The 19,807-nt window shown below is 52.4% G+C and carries 19 protein-coding genes; 6 read left to right on the top strand and 13 right to left on the bottom strand.

From position 1 onward, the window contains the following. Nucleotides 1-83: 83 nt before the first annotated feature. Nucleotides 84-620 carry a hypothetical protein gene (locus D3P08_RS17835; RefSeq protein ID WP_119601073.1) on the top strand — a complete coding sequence of 179 codons (537 nt, stop codon included), beginning with the start codon at nt 84-86 and terminating at the stop codon, nt 618-620. Between the two features lie 94 nt (nt 621-714). Here the strand turns inward: D3P08_RS17835 and D3P08_RS17830 are convergent, their stop codons facing one another. The 3 genes from D3P08_RS17830 to D3P08_RS27105 all read right to left on the bottom strand — a co-directional run bounded on the left by D3P08_RS17830 (nt 715) and on the right by D3P08_RS27105 (nt 2,742). Then, a complete protein-coding gene (locus D3P08_RS17830; RefSeq protein ID WP_119601072.1) occupies nt 715-1,203 on the bottom strand; it encodes a cation:proton antiporter regulatory subunit in 489 nt (162 codons plus the stop codon). A 21-nt stretch (nt 1,204-1,224) separates the two neighbouring features. Then, nucleotides 1,225-2,448, bottom strand: a complete 1,224-nt coding sequence (locus D3P08_RS17825) for a cation:proton antiporter (protein WP_119601071.1) — start codon at nt 2,446-2,448, stop codon at nt 1,225-1,227. A 90-nt stretch (nt 2,449-2,538) separates the two neighbouring features. After that, a complete protein-coding gene (locus tag D3P08_RS27105) occupies nt 2,539-2,742 on the bottom strand; it encodes a hypothetical protein (RefSeq protein ID WP_147381824.1) in 204 nt (67 codons plus the stop codon). 669 nt (nt 2,743-3,411) lie between these two features. Between D3P08_RS27105 and D3P08_RS17820 the strand changes: the two genes are divergently transcribed. Then, a complete protein-coding gene (locus tag D3P08_RS17820; protein ID WP_240647632.1) occupies nt 3,412-3,771 on the top strand; it encodes a DUF4870 domain-containing protein in 360 nt (119 codons plus the stop codon). A gap of 48 nt (nt 3,772-3,819) precedes the next feature. On the opposite strand, the gene D3P08_RS17815 is transcribed toward D3P08_RS17820, so the two are convergent. After that, nucleotides 3,820-4,665 (bottom strand): MurR/RpiR family transcriptional regulator, encoded by an 846-nt coding sequence (locus tag D3P08_RS17815; protein ID WP_162848521.1) that lies wholly within the window; start codon nt 4,663-4,665, stop codon nt 3,820-3,822. 189 nt (nt 4,666-4,854) lie between these two features. Here D3P08_RS17815 and D3P08_RS17810 point away from each other — a divergent pair, with 189 nt between their 5' ends. The 4 genes from D3P08_RS17810 to D3P08_RS17795 are packed head-to-tail and all read left to right on the top strand — an operon-like array spanning nt 4,855 to nt 9,112. Further along, nucleotides 4,855-5,736: a DUF8171 family membrane protein gene (locus tag D3P08_RS17810; protein WP_119601069.1), complete on the top strand. Its 882-nt coding sequence runs from the start codon at nt 4,855-4,857 to the stop codon at nt 5,734-5,736. After that, nucleotides 5,733-7,514, top strand: coding sequence for an ABC transporter ATP-binding protein (locus D3P08_RS17805; RefSeq protein ID WP_240647631.1), 1,782 nt, complete (start codon nt 5,733-5,735; stop codon nt 7,512-7,514). The genes D3P08_RS17810 and D3P08_RS17805 overlap by 4 nt, the downstream gene beginning before the upstream one ends. Then, on the top strand, nt 7,502-8,329 hold the full coding sequence (locus D3P08_RS17800) for an energy-coupling factor transporter transmembrane component T family protein (RefSeq protein ID WP_119601068.1): 828 nt from the start codon (nt 7,502-7,504) through the stop codon (nt 8,327-8,329). Before D3P08_RS17805 ends, D3P08_RS17800 begins: the two co-directional genes overlap by 13 nt. A gap of 24 nt (nt 8,330-8,353) precedes the next feature. Then, a complete protein-coding gene (locus tag D3P08_RS17795) occupies nt 8,354-9,112 on the top strand; it encodes a PHP domain-containing protein (protein WP_240647630.1) in 759 nt (252 codons plus the stop codon). A gap of 104 nt (nt 9,113-9,216) precedes the next feature. Here D3P08_RS17795 and D3P08_RS17790 read toward each other — a convergent pair whose 3' ends face one another. The 9 genes from D3P08_RS17790 to D3P08_RS17750 form a co-directional block, all read right to left on the bottom strand. Next, the gene (locus D3P08_RS17790) at nt 9,217-10,875 is read right to left on the bottom strand and encodes a glycerol-3-phosphate dehydrogenase/oxidase (RefSeq protein WP_119601067.1); all 1,659 of its coding nucleotides are present in this window, start codon (nt 10,873-10,875) and stop codon (nt 9,217-9,219) included. 136 nt (nt 10,876-11,011) lie between these two features. After that, complete coding sequence (gene glpK, locus D3P08_RS17785; RefSeq protein WP_119601066.1) at nt 11,012-12,508, bottom strand: glycerol kinase GlpK; 1,497 nt, start codon at nt 12,506-12,508, stop codon at nt 11,012-11,014. After that, a complete protein-coding gene (locus D3P08_RS17780; RefSeq protein ID WP_119601065.1) occupies nt 12,509-13,087 on the bottom strand; it encodes a glycerol-3-phosphate responsive antiterminator in 579 nt (192 codons plus the stop codon). Nucleotides 13,088-13,281: 194 nt separating this feature from the next. Further along, nucleotides 13,282-15,384 carry an alpha/beta hydrolase gene (locus tag D3P08_RS17775; protein WP_240647629.1) on the bottom strand — a complete coding sequence of 701 codons (2,103 nt, stop codon included), beginning with the start codon at nt 15,382-15,384 and terminating at the stop codon, nt 13,282-13,284. 284 nt (nt 15,385-15,668) lie between these two features. Further along, complete coding sequence (locus D3P08_RS17770) at nt 15,669-16,727, bottom strand: hypothetical protein (RefSeq protein WP_119601064.1); 1,059 nt, start codon at nt 16,725-16,727, stop codon at nt 15,669-15,671. Between the two features lie 138 nt (nt 16,728-16,865). Beyond that, on the bottom strand, nt 16,866-17,018 hold the full coding sequence (locus D3P08_RS17765) for a small acid-soluble spore protein P (protein ID WP_119601063.1): 153 nt from the start codon (nt 17,016-17,018) through the stop codon (nt 16,866-16,868). Between the two features lie 20 nt (nt 17,019-17,038). Beyond that, nucleotides 17,039-17,221 carry a hypothetical protein gene (locus tag D3P08_RS17760; RefSeq protein WP_119601062.1) on the bottom strand — a complete coding sequence of 61 codons (183 nt, stop codon included), beginning with the start codon at nt 17,219-17,221 and terminating at the stop codon, nt 17,039-17,041. 12 nt (nt 17,222-17,233) lie between these two features. Next, nucleotides 17,234-17,581, bottom strand: a complete 348-nt coding sequence (locus D3P08_RS17755; protein WP_206098974.1) for a hypothetical protein — start codon at nt 17,579-17,581, stop codon at nt 17,234-17,236. Between the two features lie 62 nt (nt 17,582-17,643). Then, nucleotides 17,644-19,473: a DUF7910 domain-containing protein gene (locus D3P08_RS17750; protein WP_119601061.1), complete on the bottom strand. Its 1,830-nt coding sequence runs from the start codon at nt 19,471-19,473 to the stop codon at nt 17,644-17,646. Between the last annotated feature and the right edge of the window lie 334 nt (nt 19,474-19,807).

Genomic DNA, 19,807 nt, shown 5'->3' with positions numbered 1-19,807 from the left:
TGATTTGCTTTTTTAATACACTTGTGCGAAAATAGGTTTACGTTTTATAGTACAGTTGTATCAAAAAAGGAGTGTCTTCTCTTATGGTTACCGCATTTATTATTGGCTGCGAAATCGGGTTCTGGATTCTCGTGCTGGCGGGCCTCGCCTGCCGTTACCTTCTGCGAATGAAAACGCTGGGCGCGATTCTACTGCTGCTGACTCCGGTCGTTGATCTGGTGCTCATTATCGCGACAGTTATCGACCTTCGGGGAGGCGCAATTGCCACAACCATACACGGCATCTCCGCTATCTATATCGGAGTATCCATCGCGTACGGCCACAAGATGATAAAGTGGGCCGATGTCCGCTTCGCTCACCGGTTCGCCGGCGGCCCCGCTCCGGCGCCAAAGCCGAAGTATGGCGCCGAGCACGCAAGCTACGAGCGGCGCATGTGGCTGTACCATTTGCTGGCCTGGCTGATCGGAGGCCTCGTTCTGCTCGGTATGATCTGGTACGTCGATGACGCTTCCCGCACCGAAAGTCTGCTCGCCATGCTGCGGCTCTGGTCCATTATCGTCGCAATCGACTTCCTGTACAGCTTCAGCTTCAGCATTTGGCCGAAGAAGGCAAAGGTCTAAGCGTTCGGATATACGAAGCTGCCAAGCCTCAATAGAAGAGCATCCGCTGTCCCCCGACAACGGATGCTCTTCTGGCGCTTCAAAGCGATATGCATTAGCCGTTCAGCAGCAGCTCCTTAAATCTTGTAATCTGCTCTCTTTCGCCTGCCACAACAATCGTTGTGTCGGCGGTAATCGGCTCGTTCGGCCCAGGATTTATTCGCTGCTCCTTCTTCCCTACAATCGCAAGGATCGTGGCCCCCGTTCGCTGCCGGACCTCAAGCTCCGCGATCGTTTTGTTTAAGCACTTGAAGGAAGGTTCTACCCTGAACCAATCGATAATCAGCTGCTGCAGCGTCACCTCTATCGTCTCCAACGCCTTCGGCTTGTAGGTCATCCCGCCGATGATGGAAGCGATCTGCCTCGCCTCCTCGTCTTCCAGCGTCACTTGAGAGATGCACTCTTCTTGCTCGCCATCTTCAAAATGGTAAATCTCCCGTCTGCCATCATTATGGATGATGATCACCATTTGATCGCCGCATGATGTTTCGATCTGATATTTCCTCCCGATACCGGGAAGATCACATTCCCTTATCGTTCCCATTGCTTGACCTCCAATAACAATTTATACCCCTTTTTCGACGGATACCGTCTCTTTGTCCTTATGCCATTTGAACACTTTATTTAGACCCTTGTAAATAGGCTTGGATTCCTTGGCCAACAAAGGCCCCACAATCGCCAGCACCAATACATACAGGGCGGAGAACGGCTTCAGTAAAGGCATTAGGCCCGCGGATAAACCTAAATTCGCGACAATAATCGTAAATTCCCCTCGAGCCATAACGGTCAGGCCGATATTGGTTGAAGCCTTATACGACAGGCCCGCGTTGCGACCTGCAATCATCCCCGCCATTATATTGCCTATTATAGTAAGAAGCACCGCTCCAACGGCAATCCAGGCCGCTTCGCCTAATGTCGTCGGATCTATGCTCAGACCGAAGCTAAAGAAGAACACCGCGCCGAAAAAATCGCGGAACGGAATGACGAGCTGCTCAATCCTCTTGCTGTGTTCCGTCTCCGAAAGCGCCAGACCAAATAGCAGCGCGCCGATCGCTTCCGCCACATGCAGCTTCTCCGACAAGCCGGAGATGAAGAGAAGCAGCGAGAAGACGACAATGATAAATATTTCATTCGAGGTAATGTTCAATATTTTATTCAACAAAGGCGGTCCTTTTCGAGCGATGACAAAAAATATTAACATATACCCCATCGAAATGGCAACAGATAGGAATACGCCGCCTATCGACGTAGCCCCTCCGAGAAGCAAGCCCGACATGATGGACAGAAAGACGGCAAGGAACAGATCGTCGAACAAGATCATGCCTAATATTAGTTCCGTCTCCGAATTTCCGGTCCGTTTCAAGTCCACCAGCACCTTAGCTACAATCGCGGTAGAAGAGACGGACAGCATGCCGGCAATAATTAAGGTCTCGTAGAGCGGGAAATTGACCAAGAAACCGTACGCGAGCCCAATGACAAAATTGAGCGCCACATAGACGGAGCCCCCGAACACGATGCTTCGGCCTGATTTCATGAGTTTGGAGACCGAAAACTCGAGCCCAATGTAGAACAGTAGAAACAGCACGCCGATTCTTCCGAGAAACGAAATGACAGGCTGACTCTGAATAAAGGTAAAATCAAATACGCCGATTACAGGCGCGTGGGGGCCGACTAGCATACCGAGTATTAATAAAAAAGGCACAATAGAGAGCTTCAGCTTCCCCGCCAGCAGCGATGCGAGAGCAACTAACAGCAAAGCGGTGCCGACCTCAAGGACCAAATACTCCATAAGACTATCACCTCACTATGCGGTTTTCGTAACTATGGTTCGTCGTAGATATGTCCTGCGTACTCCCGCCCCTGGCGCTTAAAGCCCGGATCATTTTGTTCTTCCATGCTCAACAATCCTTTCTATTTCTATACTTTTTGGAATTTTCAGACATTTAACGAAGTGTCTTTCCCCGTGAGTCATAGAAACTTCGGCCGATGATGCTTTTTCTGCATTTTTCCCATTAAGACCATCGGTTTCTTGCATCTTGGACATCGCGGCTTCATCTTCTCGTTGCCGGCTGGCTGCAGCCATTCATAACAAAATGCGCCTAGACATTTCCACACTTTCTCTTCCAGCCGATCGCTCGTTTTCATGCCGTCACCCCCATCCCATCGCGTAATAAATCGTCAATCCGATTGCGCCGAGGATAATAACAGCAGTTCCAATACCAGAGAGGTACAAGAAAAATAAGTAGTATTTTCTGTCGGGATCATCCACCTTCTTCACCGTGTTTCACCTCGCTTCCGCTTACAGAAGCTTTTTATCCCATTGTTCCGCCCTCACGCCAACCAACCGTTAGTACGAAACCTCAGCCAACCCCCATCACCTCCTATACAGACTCCTAAATGCGATTACTTTTAATGTAAAAAACCCCTATAAATAGACCGAGGCACCCCGCCTGGTAGACGGAATGCCTAGTTTCACTTACCATACCATGTAGATACTGGAATGTCAAAAAGCCCGTGCCGTCCACACCTCTATTGAACTTGGCCTGCCACTCTATAACATTTCATCAAAATGATTGCATCGCAAAAAATTTCTGCTACTATAGGAATAGCGCTGCGTATACAGATTTTGAGCATTTATGACATTTTTTTCTCGGTCAGCATGTTGTACTACGCAGGACGGCAAGATGCATATAATGCTACAGCGCATAATCACATGACGAGTTCGCCTCGTCGATTATAGGAGGTTAACCCCTTGAATCAACCCTTTTATCCGGTTTCAAACGAAGAGAGAACGATGGGCATGCTCTGCCATCTGCTCGCGTTAAGCGGCTTTATCATTCCGCTTGGCATGATCATTGGCCCGCTAGTAATCTGGCTTATTAAGAAAGATCAATCGCCGTTCGTGAACGACCAAGGCAAGGAAGCCCTCAACTTCAATATCAGCATCGTCATCTACAGCATTGTCGCGGGAATTCTTTGCTTAATCTTTATCGGAATCCTGCTGCTGTTCGCAGTTCTCATCGTCTGGCTGATCTTTACGATTATGGCGTCGGTCAAGGCAAACGAAGGCAAGATCTACCGCTATCCGCTCACCATTCGGTTTATAAAGTAAAAGCGAAAGCCCGCTGCTTCTCGTTTAGAGAATAGGCGGGCTTTCCTTTTATTTAGGCAGATGCGAGGCGTAACGCTTGCGCAGCGCATGAAGACGCTCCAGCTTCTCCATCGCTTCCCGGCCCCGCAGCTTCGTAACGCCGACAACTAGTGCTTCCGTGAGTGCAATCGGCGCCGTCATGGAATGAAAGCCATCCCATTCTCCTCGATCGATCTGCAGCTTGCAGTCACTTTGCGCGAGCATATCCGACACAAGCAAGTCGGTAACGAGTACCGTTACGCATCCCGCTTCCTTTGCATGCTGCAGGAGAACGGTCAGCTCAGGCGTTCTTTTGACGAACCCGAATAAGAAGAGGACATCGCCGCTTCCGGCATGCACCATCGTCTCGAGCAGCTCCCTGCCGGACACCGCCATTCTGATGACATCAACGCCGATTCGGCTTAACCGGTAGGCCATCAGTTCAGCAACACTGGCGGAAGGACCTCCCCCATAGAGGTACAGCTTCCTCGCGCGGTGAATCGTTTCGATTGCTAGATCGAACTGCCGGCGGTCGACTCTCTTGCCCGTCCCGGACAGGTTCGAAGACGCGACCCCTATCATTTCTCCCAGTATGTCGGCTTCATCATGCTCAACCTTATGGAGAATCTGCTTCATCTTACGCGCCGGCGTCGATAGGCCGGCCTGCAGCAGCTCAAGCTTAAATGCTTTCAGATTGGCATAACCGACAGCCCGCCAGAACCGCGACACCGTAGCCGTACTCACCCCGGCTTGGCGAGCAATATCTTCATCCGTGCAATACGGTATTTGCTGCAGCGAGCCGATCACATAATTGGCGATCGCCTGATGGCTTTTCGATAAGGTATCCAGCTCGACACGGAATTGAAAGTCCGCCACTATTTGCACTCTCCCTTGGCCCGATGTAGCTTTCCACCAGAGTATAGCATAGGATGAAAGACGATGAAAATTATATTTCATTTTTTTATTTTGAAATTTTATTTACAAATACCATATATGATTTTGATTATCCGTTAACAGTTCTCTCTTATATTGGTAGCGAAGCACTAACCAAGGAGGGAAGTTTGAATGCGTTCTTTGCTAAAAAATCGTTACGAGTTGACGCAATCCCAGAAGCTGATGGTATTTATTCTATCGATGGCCCTGTATGGCATTTCCAACATGTTCACGGAGCTGATCCCGTCCATCCAGCTTGGACCCATCGAGCTTAAGGTGGAATACTTCGCCTTTATTCCGCTGACGCTATGCATTCTGTTCCATCCTCTCTATGCGGCTATTGGCGCATCCTTCGGCGAAGTTATTTTCGGAGAATTGCTGCTCGGCCAATTCGGAGGGCTAGGCGAGCTGGAGAAATTCATTGAATTCACCCTTGCGATGTACATAGCCGGTCTGCTTGTTAGAGATCCCAAAAACCGCAGACAATTGGCGGTCGCTTCATTTGTAGCCGTCGGCATCGACCAGCTGCTCGGCGCGATTGTCGATATGGGGAAGGTATGGTTCGGCATTGAGGATCTGGAGACATTGCCGGGCATTCCGGAAAGCATGCTGCTGATTGAAGGCATCGGCTTTTTAAATGCAATGATCATTACGGGCATCCTCTTCTCCCTGCTGCCGACTTGGTACCTGGTTCCGCGTCTGTATGGCAAAATCGAGCCGCTTCTCGGCATGAAACCGAGAGATGGCCGCATCCCTGTCACACTGGGCGATATTTTGAAGCCCCGGCTTCTCATTCTTGCCATCGTATCGATATTTATCGCGGCAGCAGCTGAATTTTTGGCGGAATCCGATATTAACTTTGCGGTATGGGAGCCGGAATTTCTGGAGCAATACGGGAACGGATTTATTTGGGTAAGCATCGGCGCGGCAACGATTGTTCTTGTGATCACGCTATTTGCGGCGGTACGCTCCAGACGCCGAAACGCCGCAAGCCTTGAGGAAGTGAAGTCATGATCGAGGAGCTTCGGCACAACATGGCAAAGCCGAGCCATGCGGCTCCTATTCTGGAATTGCGGCAGGTCGGCTTTCGCTATCCCGGCGCGGAAGCCGACTCTCTTCGCGGCATCTCTTTAACCGTGGAGCCCGGCGAGTTTGTCGCCATTGCCGGCACGAACGGCAGCGGCAAGTCAACCTTATGCAAATGCTTGAACGGATTGATCCCGCATTACTATGTGGGTGACTTAACCGGCCATATCGAAATTGCCGGACTTACGGCCGCCAATGAGAGCGTGTCTACGCTCTCCCGCAAAGTCGCTTACGTCTTCCAGGATTTCGAGAACCAGCTTGTCCGCCCAACCGTCTATGACGAGGCCATCTTCGCTCCGCTTAATTTCGGATACGAGGATTATAAAAGCCGGGGAGAACGCGCCCTTGCCATGCTGGGACTTCAGCATTTGAGAGACCGGTGGATCTGGCAGCTCAGCGGGGGCCAGAAGCACTTGACCGCGCTGGCCGGCGTCTTATCCTTGGACCCCGATATTCTCATCATAGATGAGCCGGTCGCCCAGCTCGATCCACACCATGCCCGGCTTATCTATGACAAACTGAAAGTGTTGAACGAGCAATACGGCAAGACGATTATCGTCATCGAGCATCATACCGAATTTATAGCCGAATACTGCAGCAAAGTCGTGCTTATGGATCAAGGGACGATCCGCTGGACAAAGCCGGTCAAAGAGGCTTTATCCTCTGTACAGGAGCTTGCCGAGCTCAATATTTTGCCCCCGCAGGTCACGATGAGCGCTTATCTGTTGGATCCGAATAAACGGGATTATCCCGTGACGCTGGAAGAAGCCGAAGCATACTTCCGTCAGTTCCCGCTCCGTCCGGAAGCGCTCCAAGATGCGGCGGCCGCACAACTAAAGAAGGACAACGCTGGCGCCGTTCAAACGCTGGCAGATTTCCGGCAGGTATCGTATGGCTATAGAACAGTGACAAGAACCATCCATCCCGTCATCCAAAACGCGGAGCTGCAGCTGCGGGAAGATGACCGTGTCGCCCTAGTCGGCAACAACGGGGCCGGAAAATCTACGCTGCTTAAGCTGATATCCGGTTTAATAAAGCCTTTGAGCGGCATGCTGACGGTCTGCGGGATGGATACTAGGCAAGCCTCCCCGGAGAAGCTGGCCGACTACGTCGCCTATATTCATCAGAATCCGGAAGAGATGTTCATCGAAGATACGGTCCGCAAGGACATCGAATATTTTCTGAAATCGAGGAAGCTGCTGCACGATCCTTCCTTTATCGACGACATTGTAGACAGACTGCATCTTCAGGAAGTCCAGCACCGCGACGGACGTCTGCTCAGCGGCGGACAACAGCGGCGGGCTACGCTTGCGATCGCTTTGGCTATGCGGCCTGCCGTCATCCTTCTGGATGAACCTACGGCCAGCTTGGATGCGGCAAGCCGGCGGGAGCTTAGCGGTATGTTAATCGAGCTCCGGGACCGGGTGAAGCTGACCGTCATCGCCACCCACGACATGCAGCTCGTTGCGGAGTGGGCGAATCGTGTCATCGTCCTGCACGACGGCGAGATTGTGATGGACACGGATCCGCTCAGCTTGTTCAGCCAGCCCGGCCTGCTTCGGATGACCGGCCTCGTCGCGCCGCAAGCGACGACGCTGTCTCATCAGCTTGGCATCCGTCCGCCGGCGATGTCCGCCGCGCAAGTGGCAGCCGCTTTCAACTGCAGCGGGGAGAGAGAGGAGGGCATCGTACAATGGAACTCTTAAAACGGAATGTTCTCGATAAAATCAGCGTGGAGAACATCAAGCTGGAGCTCATGCGAACCGCCTTCGGCAGGCAATCTACGCTGCTGGGCAAGCTGGATCCGAGAATTCTGATCATCTGGTATTCCGTCTTCGCCGTTCTTCCGTGGTTTATCCATAATGAAGCGGTATTGGCCGGTTTGCTTATTCCGATGATCGTATTTACGTTCTTCTCTAAAGTCAGCCCGCTCGTTCTCCTTATTATGGCGATCGGCCTCTTGAGCGAAGTAACCTATATCTTTCTAGCCTCCTTCTTGTTCGGGGGCAGTCTGGAGGGAGTCTGGGCGCTGCTTGTTTTGACCTTGAAAATACTTATTATTTCCCTCGCAAGCATCGCCGTATTCTCGAGCATGGATCCTGAAAAACTGAGCGATGCGATGCTGAGCTTAGGGATGCCCTCTCAATTCAGCTTTGGCGTCTCCTACGGATACCGGATGCTCCCTATTCTCATCGAGGAGTATCAAAATCTGATTCATTCTTACCGGCTGCGGGGCAAGGCGCCGGAGCGGAAAGGCATTTTACGCCTTCGCTCCCTGCTCTATATGATTAAGCTCAGCATGATCGCATTCTATCCTCTTATCTTGAACACGGCCAAACGGATCCGCACGACGGTGGAGGCGCTGGAGGTTCGCGGTTTTACCTATTCACTGGTCAGCAAAGACGCCAAACGTTTAAAGCTCGCTTATCTGCGTGTCACTTGGCGGGATCTTCTCTTTCTCGTCCTTAGCCTCTTATATGCAGTGAGCTTATTTTGGGCGGGGAGTTATATTCATTTTTAATCCGAATAGAATGGAGACTTCATCATGATGAATATTGATTTGCATACGCACGGCAAGCTGTCAAAGAAGACCGAGTTCTCCCTCGACTATTTTTTATCGATGGCAAGGGAAGCGAAGGACAACGGCCTGCATGCCGTCGCGCTTACGGAACATTTCAACACTCGCCATTTCTTCGATATGATGGACCAGCTGGACGCTTCCTTCGACTACAAGGGCGATTATTACGAGGTCGACGGCCTGCGTGTTTTCTCCGGGATGGAGATTGATGTGAAGGATACGGGGCATATTCTTATCATTGCGAACCGCGACAACATTCGCGATCTCCGCCGCAGCCTCGAGAACTATACGGAGAAGGACAGATTCATCCCGTTCGAATCGCTGCTCGACTATACGGAGGGGTGGCCGGCGCTGCGAATCGGAGCGCATCCCACCCGCCTGAGCACGCCTCTTACGCACCATGCCCCCGCTCTGCTCAGCCGCCTGGATAGTCTCGACATGAACGCGAAGGATTTATACGAGGCTGGCCTTAATGTCGCGAATGACGTGCGCATGCTTGCCGAGAAGCTGCAACTGCCGGTAACGGCCGGAAGCGACTCGCATCAGCCCCTTCAATTCGGCAGTGTACTGAACCGGTTCGGCACCCTGTGCGATACGGCGGATGAGCTCCGGAGCGCCGTGAAATCGCGCCGTTTCGAAACGGAAATTTCCCCTTGCCTGCATGTGAAAGTGAAGGGCGCGCAGATGCTGAAGGAATTATTGAAACAAACGATGATCGTTGATTAACTTGCACAATCGGAGCTATCACCTAGCAAACAGACGTCCCCCCTGGGCGTATCGGACAGCTTTGGAGCCGCCGATAAAGCTCAGGGGGGACAACTTTGCACTTATTAAATCGGCAAAGACGCCGATTGGAGCTCACGCTCAAGCTCCTCCTCATCATTTTGAAGCTGCTCATCGCTATATTTTAAATAATCCGCCATACAACCGATGACGCCTTTCTTCCACCGCTTCACCCATTCGATATCGAAAAACATCGCCCCGGTGCGTCTTATGAAGAAATCGACCGGTTTGACGACCATTTCCTCCTCTATGCCGTATAGGAGCGCCGCATACAGTTCAACAGGCAGACCGTGCGGGATCTCCCAATCGCGACGCGCCTGTATGCGGTCATAGATAGCCGACACGTTCGAGCCGTAGCGGCGGACGAGCAGCTCCGCGATCTTAGGCGAAAGCCCCATACGTTCGCCTTGCTCCGTCATCTGCCGGACGAATGCCGGGAACCGCCCGGATCCGCCGACGTCGCCCCCCGAAATAGGCAATGTCCGAGTCGAGCACGGAGCGAACGGCCCGCGCCCTTCCGACTGAAGCTCCTTGGCTAGAAGATCCGTTACCGTCTCGGCCATTTTCCGATATCCCGTCAGTTTACCCCCGGCGATCGTCAGCATACCGGATGGCGAGACGAATATTTCATCCCTTCGGGACACTTCGGAAGGCGATTTGCCCTCCTCGTAGATCAGGGGGCGCAAGCCCGCCCAGCTGGATTCCACGTCATCGGCGGTCAGCTTAAGCTCCGGAAACATATGATTGCCGGCAGCCAGCAGATAGTCCCGATCCTCGGCGCTCATGCGGGGATGAGCGGTATCCCCCTCATAATCGGTGTCGGTCGTGCCAAAGTACGTTTTGCCGTCGCGAGGAATAGCAAATACCATGCGCCCATCCGACGTATCGAAATAGATCGCCTGCCGCAGCGGGAATCGGGCTCCGTCGAACACGAGATGGACACCCTTCGTGAGCCTCAGCGTCTTGCCCGCCTTGGAGCGGTCAAGCTCGCGAAGCGTATCGACCCAGGGCCCGGTCGCATTAACGACCTTTCGCGCCCTTATTTGATACGTCTTGCCGCTAATCGCATCTCTTGCAATTACACCGGCAAGCCTGCCTCCATCGTAAAGCAGCTCCTCGGCTTTCACATAATTGACCGCGTTCGCCCCCGCTTCCACCGCCTTCTTCATGACCTCAATCGTCAGGCGCGCGTCATCCGTCCGATATTCCACATAGTAACCCCCGCCCTTCAGGCCCTGCTTCCTCAGAAGCGGCTCCTTCCCGAGCGTCTCTTCCTTGCTAAGCATCTTACGCCGTTCCTCGCGCTTCACTCCCGCCAAGAAATCGTATACCCGAAGGCCGATCGATGTGGAGAACGCTCCAAACGTACCCCCTTTATAAAACGGCAGCAGCATCCACTCCGGCGTCGTGACATGAGGCCCGTTCTCGTAGACGACCGCCCTTTCCTTCCCTACCTCCGCGACCATCTTCACCTCGAACTGCTTCAAGTAGCGCAGTCCGCCATGAACAAGCTTCGTTGAACGGCTGGATGTCCCCCCCGCGAAATCCTGCATCTCGATTAACGCGGTATTCATGCCGCGCTTCCGGGCGTCAAGCGCGATGCCCGCCCCCGTAATTCCGCCGCCGATAATCAGCACATCGTAAACTTCCTTTTCCATCTCCATGAGTCTGCCTTGACGAGCTGCACCTGAAAAACCCTGTGTCATATGATAACCCCTCTTATGAAAGATTGTGAAAAAAAAGAACCATGAACAACCCGGCAGCGTCAATGCTGCGGGAAGTTTCATGGTTCTCCGGATCTCCTACCAAACTATTAACTTGTTATCTTCTATTATAAACCGATCAGAGCTTAAACGCCATGGCCGCTTGAACGGCTTTCTGCCAGCCTGTGTACAGGCGCGTTCTCTCGTCCTCCGGCATAGCCGGCTTGAACGACCGGTCCAGCATCCAGCCGTCCACGATTTCTTGCTTGTTCGACCAGTAGCCTACGGCAAGCCCCGCAAGATAAGCGGCCCCGAGCGCCGTCGTCTCATTCACGACAGGCCGCTCGACCTCTGTCCCCAGCAGGTCGCTTTGAAATTGCATCAGGAAATCGTTCCGAACCGCGCCACCGTCAACGCGCAAGCTCTTCAGCTTTAAGCCGGAATCCATCGTCATTAAGTCCAGCACATCTTTGCTTTGGTAAGCCAAGGATTCCAACGTCGCGCGAATGAAATGCTCTTTCGAGGTGCCGCGAGTCAGTCCGAATACGGCCCCTCGCACGTCGCTGTCCCAATAAGGAGTGCCCATCCCTACGAAAGCCGGCACGACATACACGCCTTCCGTGGACGTCACTCGAGTCGCGTAAGCTTCGCTGTCCGACGTGTTCTTCAGCATCCGGAGGCCGTCCCGCAGCCATTGCAGCGCCGATCCGGCCACGAATACGCTCCCCTCCAGCGCATATTCGACCTGCCCGCCAATTCCCCAAGCAATCGTCGTAAGCAATCCATGGCGGGAATCGATGGCTTCGCTTCCCGTATTCATCAGCATAAAGCAGCCGGTGCCGTATGTGTTTTTGGCCATGCCCTTGTCGAAGCACGCCTGACCGAACAATGCCGCCTGCTGGTCGCCCGCGATACCTGCGATAGGGATCTGCTTGCCGAAGAAATGATGTTCTACGGTGTGCCCGTATACCTCAGATGAGGAGCGAACCTCCGGGAGCATCGCGCGGGGAATGTCCAGAATGTTCAGCAGTTCTTCGTCCCAGCAGAGCTCATGTATGTTATAAAGGAGCGTCCTTGACGCATTGGAATAATCCGTCACATGGACCCTGCCCCCGGTCAGCTTCCATACGAGCCAAGAATCGATCGTGCCGAAGAGCAAATCCCCGTTCTCCGCCCTCTTCCGGGCGCCTTCAACGTTATCCAGCAGCCATTTAATTTTCGTCCCGGAAAAGTAAGCGTCAATCAGCAAGCCTGTCTTCCTGCGAAACAAATCGTCATGCCCTTGCTGCCTTAGTTCTTCACAAATATCATTTGTTTGCCTGGACTGCCATACGACGGCGTGATAGATCGGAATGCCCGTATGACGATCCCAGACGACGGCGGTTTCCCGTTGATTCGTGATCCCGATCGCTTCAATCTGCGCTGGGGAAATTCCCGCTTGGGACAGCGAGGCTGCGATGACGCCAAGCACAGACACCCAAATCTCGCTCGCATCATGCTCCACCCAACCCGGCTTCGGGAAAAATTGATGGATTTCCTGCTGCGCCGTACTGACGATTCGGCCGCCCCGATCAAAAATAATGGCCCGGGAACTCGTCGTTCCTTGGTCGATGGCAAGAATATACGTTTGTGACACTCAATGTTCCCCCTGTCTCCCGTTTAACTCGAAATGCTTCCACAGCTCGGTGTTCGATGTCGTAACCGCCGACGCACCCGCCCGAATGGCCTGCTCCACGTCGTTCACGGTACGGATTAAGCCCCCGGCAAAGATCGGAATTCCCGTCCGTTCCGTCACTTCTGTAATAATATGCGGGATTACACCCGGCAGTACTTCAATAAAATCCGGCTTCGTTCTCTCGAACATAACATAGCTTTTCTCAAGAGCGTTCGTATCGAGCAGGAACAGCCGCTGAATCGCGAGCACCCCGTTCTGCTTCGCCTTCGCGATGACGCCTGCCCGGGTGGACATGATACCTGTCGGCTGCACGACCTGACACAAATATTCCGCCGCGTATTCGTCGTTTTTTAGCCCCTCGATGAGATCGGCATGCAAAAGCGGCTTCTTCCCGTTGGATTTCGCCAGCTCGACGATCGATCGGATTTGACTGATGTGGGTGTCCAATATCACGATATATTCATACGATAATTTCATTAATTTTTCCAAATCCTTCACTTTACGAGCTGCAGGCAAAATGATTTGATGATTGAAACTCATGACCGTTTCCCCTCCTTTACTTCTCATCGGAACGCTATGATTGGCTCAAAAAAAAGGAGAAACACGAATTGATCGACGACGACCAATTTCGTGTGTTCTCCCTATCTCCGCCACGGTTATTAACTTAAGGCTATTATAATGGAAGTTGCATGCCGTGTCTATAACGTTCCATCTCTACAGCTCACCTAATTGCGTTAGACGAGATTCCAGAACAGCGCCGTATTGGCAACCGTAATCATCGTGAACAAGATGGTGTTCAAGAATGCGGCAAGCCATACGTTATTGGTTTTCTCGAATACTTTGCGGGAATAAACCGCCGCCACTGCAAGACATGGCACCAGAGCGAACAGCAGAATCGCGTTCAACGCTTGCCCTGGGTACAGCGCGACACCCGTGATAAAGTTTTTGCCGTATTGCGCCGCCATCCATAAGACGAGTCCGCCAATGTTCAGAATGATGGCCAGCAGGTAGCCGCCTTTTTGCCCGCGTGTATTGGCGTTGAGCGCAACCGTGCTCACGAAATAATAGACGAAGAAGAACGGAATGTAGCGCAGCGCCGTAATGACATGCTCTACTTGGAACGTCCGCACCGCGAGCACCCAGATCCGGAAGTCCGTGCCGAATACAGCTTGGAGCGCGAACAGGATCAGATAGCCGATTACGACTGCCGCAACCGCTGCGATTAAGCTGGAAACAATCGTTCCGACATTCAGGCTGATACCATAACTGCTGAACGATGTCCCTGCATCCTTCTTCGAGAAATAATGGAACGCCAGCGTTACGAACATCGTGATCAACGCCGATACGAGTGCCCAATATACGATTTGGTTTGTCGTAGGCTCGTTGAAGAAGGAACCGAGCTGGATAATCGAATCGGCTTGATGGAATACCAGCCACATGACGAGAGACACAACCGCAAGCAACACGCTGCCTACGCCAACGGAGCTCTTTTTCGTAATGAAGCCAATCATAGCGCCGATAACGCTTATTCCAAGCAAGATGAGAGATATCACGCTCAGCGTGTCCAATCCCGCAGCGTCCTTATCCATAAGGGTCGGGAACAAAATAGCCGGAATCAGCGTGCTGAACACGATGGCCAGCCAGTAAACCGTTTTTTGCTTGCCGTTAGACGGCGCTGACACCGTCGCAATGGTTCCCGACACGGCTTTGTTCAGGAACGGCACTTTAATCAGCAGGCTGACAAGCGGAACGAACAGCAGGAAGAAACCGATCAGCGCAATGAAGTTGCCGGCTTCCTTCAGCCACCAAATCTGATTGCCGGAATCCAAGCCGACATGCGTTTGGTTTGGCGACGTGACGCCTGTAAACGCATGGTCATAGAACTCGATCAAATGCGCCGTTACTTCCGGGGAAAAATGGTTCCACGGATGCGTTTGGTTCGGCGTGTAAATGATGCGTTCGCCCGTCTCGGAAGCGCGTACCGCATTCCCTTCCACGAGAACGTCTCCGGATGGCACGGAATAGAATGTGCCGGCTTCGGCCTGCTGGTCCGCCGGAACGCCGAGGAATGCTTTGCCCGATGCGGTCGCCGCGAAGTCCTTGCGTGTAACCGTGCCTGCGACTTCTTTCTCTTTAGCGCTCTTCTCCTCATCCGATTTGTTGAAGAAGAACTCGTCGTATTTGCCGGCGATTACGCCGACCGTCCGGCTTCCGTATGCGGCCTGCAGCTGATCCTGCGGCGCGATGGCGGAAGCGTAAGAGAAGTCCGCGCCGACCGCGACCCCTGCGTGGATCATGCGGTGGCCGGTTTGCAAAGCGGTCATCTCATCCATGTACATCGCGACCAAGGAGGAGAATCCGCCCATGGAATGGCCGCTTACCGCGAGATAGGCATTGCCGTTTTCGTCTTTTTTCGTATACGGCTGCTGGTACATATATTTCGCCGCGTCGAACTGGGAATAAATCCAGAAGGTGGCGAACATATCCTTTACCGGGATATCTCCTGTCCATCTCGAATCCCCGTGGTCGTATTGGTCCAGCGCCAGCACGATATAGCCGCGCCTCGACATTTCGATCGCCGGCGCGTCCTGCATCTCCTTCGTATTCAAATAGCCGTGCGTCGTGATGATGACCGGCCGCGGATCATCCGGACCAGCGCCTTCAGGCATGTACAGTAATCCGTTCAGATTCCCGTGGTCGCCCTTAAACGAAATTTCTTTTACCTTGACCGAATAAAACGAAGCGTGAAAAAGTCCTGCCGCAAAACTGCCGAGAATCATGAGCACTAGCGAAAGGGCCAGCAATCCCTGCGGTTTTTTCAAAAACGAACTCTTCATGTGCAATCCCCTTTGAGTCAAATTATTTGACAGCGCTGTCATTCTTGCTTTTGAAAAATACTACAGCCTCATCCTAAACCGTTCAGCTCTCTGCGAAGGCTGTTTCGGCGCCTCCTTTCCTCACGCATGTCAAGCAGCCGGATCCAATGAAAAAACACCACAACAGCTTCGACCGCGCGAATCGCGCAATCAAACGTTGTGGTGTCTCCCGTTCTCCGACCAGCTATTAATTTATGACTCATTATAACACGATCGGTTTTTATTGAATAGCCCTAGATTTTGTTCTAGAATCCGGACATGCCGCCGAATTGCTCCGACAATTCATCCATTGTCATTGCGTCCGTTGGAATCTCTTGCTCGAACTCTACCTTCTTGTTCAGCTCGGAGTATTCCGTTGTAACGGACAATCCGACCTTCGCGTCCAGACCGCTCTCCTCGTCCTTCACTTGAACGCCGATTTTTGCGGCTTGGTATACGAGGTAGTCACCTTTAATCGCGCCTGTCATTTCAAGCACGTTGAACTTCAGGTTGTTTTGAAGCACGTTCAAAATTTCTGTTTTGTTCGTCTCCAAATCTGCTTTCGCTTGCTCCAGATCCGCCTTCTCAAGCTCGGCGTACTCCAGGAACGAATCGTTGCTCAGCAGCACATCGATGATTTCAGGAAGCGCTTTGTTTACCAAGGTTTCCACCGTTTGCGCGTAGTTCTCTTCGCTGATCGCGAATTTCACCACTTGATCGGCTTTTACGCTTTCCGGCAGACCCGCTTCGCTTGCTTTCAGCTCAGAGAAGTAGGTCTTCTCGTCAAAATGCTTCAGCAAAGCCGCGGACAGCTCTTGCACCAGCTTCTGCTGAGCCGCAACGTCCATATTCAGCTCTGCGCCTTGCTCTTCCGCCAGCTCTTCTACATCGATCTGTACAAACTTATCGGCAATCGTCTCCGGAATACCAAGCATAGGAATGTTCGGGATCTTCACATAAACGATCTTATCGGTAACGATCATTGGAACTTCCAGCTTCATATCCATCATTCCTGGCAGAATCACTTCCAAATTCATATCCAGGCGCATCGGATCCTTCGTATACACCGCATCCGCTTTAATCGTCGCATCTTTGATGATGCCTGCAATTGCCGTTGTCGACATTCCCGCTTCGAGCTCCGGCGACTCTGGCAGTTCAAGCTCATCAAGCTGCAAAGTCGTCGACATCTTGTAAGACGTCGCCTCCATCGTTTTCAGGGTTGCGGCCTGCAGAGCTTCCTTCGGCGGCGTTTTCGAGCCGCAGCCTGCAATAATCATTGTCATGATGACCACAAAGATAAGTGCTAAACGCTGTACTTGCTTCATTAAATCAATTCCCTCCACTTTCTCTTTTTTTAGTCAGCAACTCCATTCTATTATATTTGGGAGGGGAATAGAAGTATAAATGGCAAAAAATCCCGCATCAAATTTTGGATGCGGGATTTCTCTTTCTATCTGCTAGGCTTATCCTTCGGGATTTTGATGGCCTACTTGATTTTGTATTTTGACCTTATGGGAGCCGGATAACGGCTTTGGCATTCCGCTGTCGTCATCCCGTCTCTTCTTCTCGTTACGGGGTACGGCATCCGGATTCGGATAAGTGTCGGGCTTACTCATCGCAATTTCCTCCTTAAGCTCTAGGTTCCGCCTCGTTGATGCTCCAGATCGGTCGGCTGATCGAAGTTAAGCGAATCTTGATGGCGGCGGTCATTTTTGTCCTGATTGAACTGCTGCGCTTGATGGCTGTTAACCGGCGTCTCTTCCAGCGCTTCAACCACGTTGGACAAATTTTTGTCCGCCGTTCCTTTGGCCTTCGTCATTCGAATCTCTCCTTAAGCGTGAGTCAGCTGCTGGAGCGCCTGCGCGCATTCATGCAGATGTCTCTTATAATCGTCGATCAATTGCTGAATAATATCGGTACGCTCATCCACCGTGACGTTGTCTTTCTCAACGTCGATCAGCTCCACCTTCACTTCACGGCTGTCGACATAAGTCACTTTGAAGTCAAACTCGTACCCTGTATGCCCCGCCGAATGTATCGTGACGCGAAGCGCTTTCTCATCGGCTTCATCCCGCAGTACGACACAGCGGTCGGAAACGTTCATCGTCCTAGGCAGTGTGCGCTGCCATGCATCCGCCAGCTGCTGGGGATCGATTCGAAGCTCATCAGATTTAGCCATAATTAGTAGCACCTCCACACGATTAAGATGCGATGGAGGCCGGGATTTTATACGAGTCCGGCTTAATCCGGCTGAGACGGCTCAAGCACAAATGTTTCCCAGCCCGACGCCGTGCTTCGATTCGCTATTAAGGGGCCGGCACCCGCGTTCTCGGCGGATACGAAGAGATTGTTAGCCGCCGATTTTAACGTTACGCCGCCGCTTACATTCGCGATCTGGAACGTCTCCCAAGTGCCGATCGCATCCGCCCTCGCGATGAGCGGACTTCCGCCCGCGTCCTCCGCCGTCACATACTTTCCGTTCACAAGAGAACGGAATGCCACGTTATTATTGCCCAGATCAATCCGCTCGAATTTCTCCCAGGTGCCGACGGAAGTGCGATTCGCGATGAGCGAAGCGCTGCCGCCATTGTCAGCCGAAACATAGCGCTGGTTCACTTGCGCTTTGATCGCGACGATCGGATTCGCGCCGGCCATCGCGCCATGCCATTTGAACGTAACCGCCGTCTTAGCAGGCACGGAATACGAGAAGCTTTGGTTGCCCCATTTCACTTTCACCGTCTGGGCATATGTCTGATTGTTGTACGCGACGACGACCTTCGATCCATCCGGATTTTTGAAGGCGACGTTCTGCATATTGCCGAAGGTCGGCGTCGCGATCCGGTAAGCCCCCGGCACGACAAACTTGCTGAATTGTCCGATCGCGTAATATTGGTTGCGGTATGTCACTTGGTCCATGCCGTCGCTTCGGATTTGCAGCATGCCATGGTTGATGCTGCTTGGCAGCACCGTCGGGCCGTTGTTCTGGTCAAGCGCGAGGTTCCAGGCGATGAACGATTTCGACCAGTTTCTCGGAATCGTAATAAGCTCCCACATCATATTATCGAAGCTTGGGTTCCACGTGCCGAAGCCGCCCTCCGTGAACCAAATATCCTTGAGCGGATATTTATCGCGGATGGTCGTCATCGCGGAAGGATTGCCGCCGTAATGGTGATAAGCAGTACCGGCGAGGTATTGATACACGGCAGGGTCGGCCAGCAGCTGGTCGGGCACCGCCGTATTATCCCAGTTGAAGTCATAGCCCATAATTTTTGTGCTGAGCCCTGCATTCCGGATCGCCGGACCGAGGTTATTTTTAATAAAATTGATCTGGTCGTCCGTCGACATGTAGGTCGTTGGATAGTCCTTGATTTGCAGGCCGGGTTCGTTCACCGGACTTATAGCATAGATCGGAATGCCTTGACCCTGATAAGCTTGAATGAACTTGACCAAATAGTTCGCGTAGCTGCCATAGTATTGCGGCTGCAAATAACCCGTTGCCATCGGATGCACAGCGTCGGGGTAATGTCCCGCCTTCATCCAGCCCGGCGGGCTCCATGCGGCAGCCATCACCTTCAGCTGAGGATTAACGTTGAGCGCTTGTTTGACTCTCGGGACAATATAGGGCATATCTCTGGAGATTGAAAAATTCGTGAGATTAGGATCGTTCGGGGTATCGTTATAGCTGTAAATTTCCCAGTTGAAGTCGGACGCGCCGATTGTTTGGCGAAGCAGGCTGAGACCGATGCCCGAGTAGCCGAACAGCTTCTCGTACACCTCGGCCCGCTTCGCGTCGCTCAGCCTGTACGTGAGCAGCCACGCCGACGCATCGGTGATCGATACGCCGAAGCCGTCCATCTGCTGGTACCTAATGTTTTCATTGACGTCGATCGTCAGCGGGTTCGAGCCGCTGTTCGGGCCGAATGACACATTGGCCTCCCGGTTCAAAGCCTTGCTTAATGTTTCATTCGTCATCCACACCTCGACGCTTTCGCCTGCAGCAGATACGTCCGCCGGCATCACAAGCAGCAGAACGAGGGCCAATCCTAGAAAGCTTTTGATGAATCTTGACATGAATCCACTCTCCTTTTCATTCGGAATGATATTCACTCTTCTCATCAAGCTATAACCAAGGAAGCTTTCTTATCGTAGCACGGCCGCCGCCGAAGCATAACGCGTCATTTTTTAGATGGACTGCAGCGTTTTTCACAATAAAAAAAGGCATAAAAAAAACCGATTCCTTTTCAGGAATCGGGCCGGTTTTGTGTCTGGCGGAGAGGGTGGGATTCGCTCCGTCGCTCGCGACAGTGCCGGTTGGCACAGTCACGATAATTGCGACTATCACGCCGGGGCCTACGAACATGCCTTTTGGCATATTCGCTTAACGGCCCGTTCTCATCCCACTCTG

Source organism: Paenibacillus nanensis (assembly GCF_003583765.1).
GTDB classification, from domain to species: Bacteria; Bacillota; Bacilli; order Paenibacillales; family Paenibacillaceae; genus Pristimantibacillus; species Pristimantibacillus nanensis.
Note: the sequence above shows the minus strand (reverse complement) of the source record. Positions and strands in the feature narration are given on the sequence as shown.

What these genes read in the sequence shown, in the direction of transcription:
- D3P08_RS17835 (WP_119601073.1), top strand. Translation starts at nt 84, where the DNA reads ATGGTTACCGCATTTATTATTGGCTGCGAAATCGGGTTCTGGATTCTC.
- D3P08_RS17830 (WP_119601072.1), bottom strand. Translation starts at nt 1,203, where the DNA reads ATGGGAACGATAAGGGAATGTGATCTTCCCGGTATCGGGAGGAAATAT.
- D3P08_RS17825 (WP_119601071.1), bottom strand. Translation starts at nt 2,448, where the DNA reads ATGGAGTATTTGGTCCTTGAGGTCGGCACCGCTTTGCTGTTAGTTGCT.
- D3P08_RS27105 (WP_147381824.1), bottom strand. Translation starts at nt 2,742, where the DNA reads ATGGCTGCAGCCAGCCGGCAACGAGAAGATGAAGCCGCGATGTCCAAG.
- D3P08_RS17810 (WP_119601069.1), top strand. Translation starts at nt 4,855, where the DNA reads ATGCGTTCTTTGCTAAAAAATCGTTACGAGTTGACGCAATCCCAGAAG.
- D3P08_RS17805 (WP_240647631.1), top strand. Translation starts at nt 5,733, where the DNA reads ATGATCGAGGAGCTTCGGCACAACATGGCAAAGCCGAGCCATGCGGCT.
- D3P08_RS17800 (WP_119601068.1), top strand. Translation starts at nt 7,502, where the DNA reads ATGGAACTCTTAAAACGGAATGTTCTCGATAAAATCAGCGTGGAGAAC.
- D3P08_RS17795 (WP_240647630.1), top strand. Translation starts at nt 8,354, where the DNA reads ATGATGAATATTGATTTGCATACGCACGGCAAGCTGTCAAAGAAGACC.
- D3P08_RS17790 (WP_119601067.1), bottom strand. Translation starts at nt 10,875, where the DNA reads ATGACACAGGGTTTTTCAGGTGCAGCTCGTCAAGGCAGACTCATGGAG.
- D3P08_RS17780 (WP_119601065.1), bottom strand. Translation starts at nt 13,087, where the DNA reads ATGAGTTTCAATCATCAAATCATTTTGCCTGCAGCTCGTAAAGTGAAG.
- D3P08_RS17775 (WP_240647629.1), bottom strand. Translation starts at nt 15,384, where the DNA reads ATGAAGAGTTCGTTTTTGAAAAAACCGCAGGGATTGCTGGCCCTTTCG.
- D3P08_RS17770 (WP_119601064.1), bottom strand. Translation starts at nt 16,727, where the DNA reads ATGAAGCAAGTACAGCGTTTAGCACTTATCTTTGTGGTCATCATGACA.
- D3P08_RS17765 (WP_119601063.1), bottom strand. Translation starts at nt 17,018, where the DNA reads ATGAGTAAGCCCGACACTTATCCGAATCCGGATGCCGTACCCCGTAAC.
- D3P08_RS17760 (WP_119601062.1), bottom strand. Translation starts at nt 17,221, where the DNA reads ATGACGAAGGCCAAAGGAACGGCGGACAAAAATTTGTCCAACGTGGTT.
- D3P08_RS17755 (WP_206098974.1), bottom strand. Translation starts at nt 17,581, where the DNA reads ATGGCTAAATCTGATGAGCTTCGAATCGATCCCCAGCAGCTGGCGGAT.
- D3P08_RS17750 (WP_119601061.1), bottom strand. Translation starts at nt 19,473, where the DNA reads ATGTCAAGATTCATCAAAAGCTTTCTAGGATTGGCCCTCGTTCTGCTG.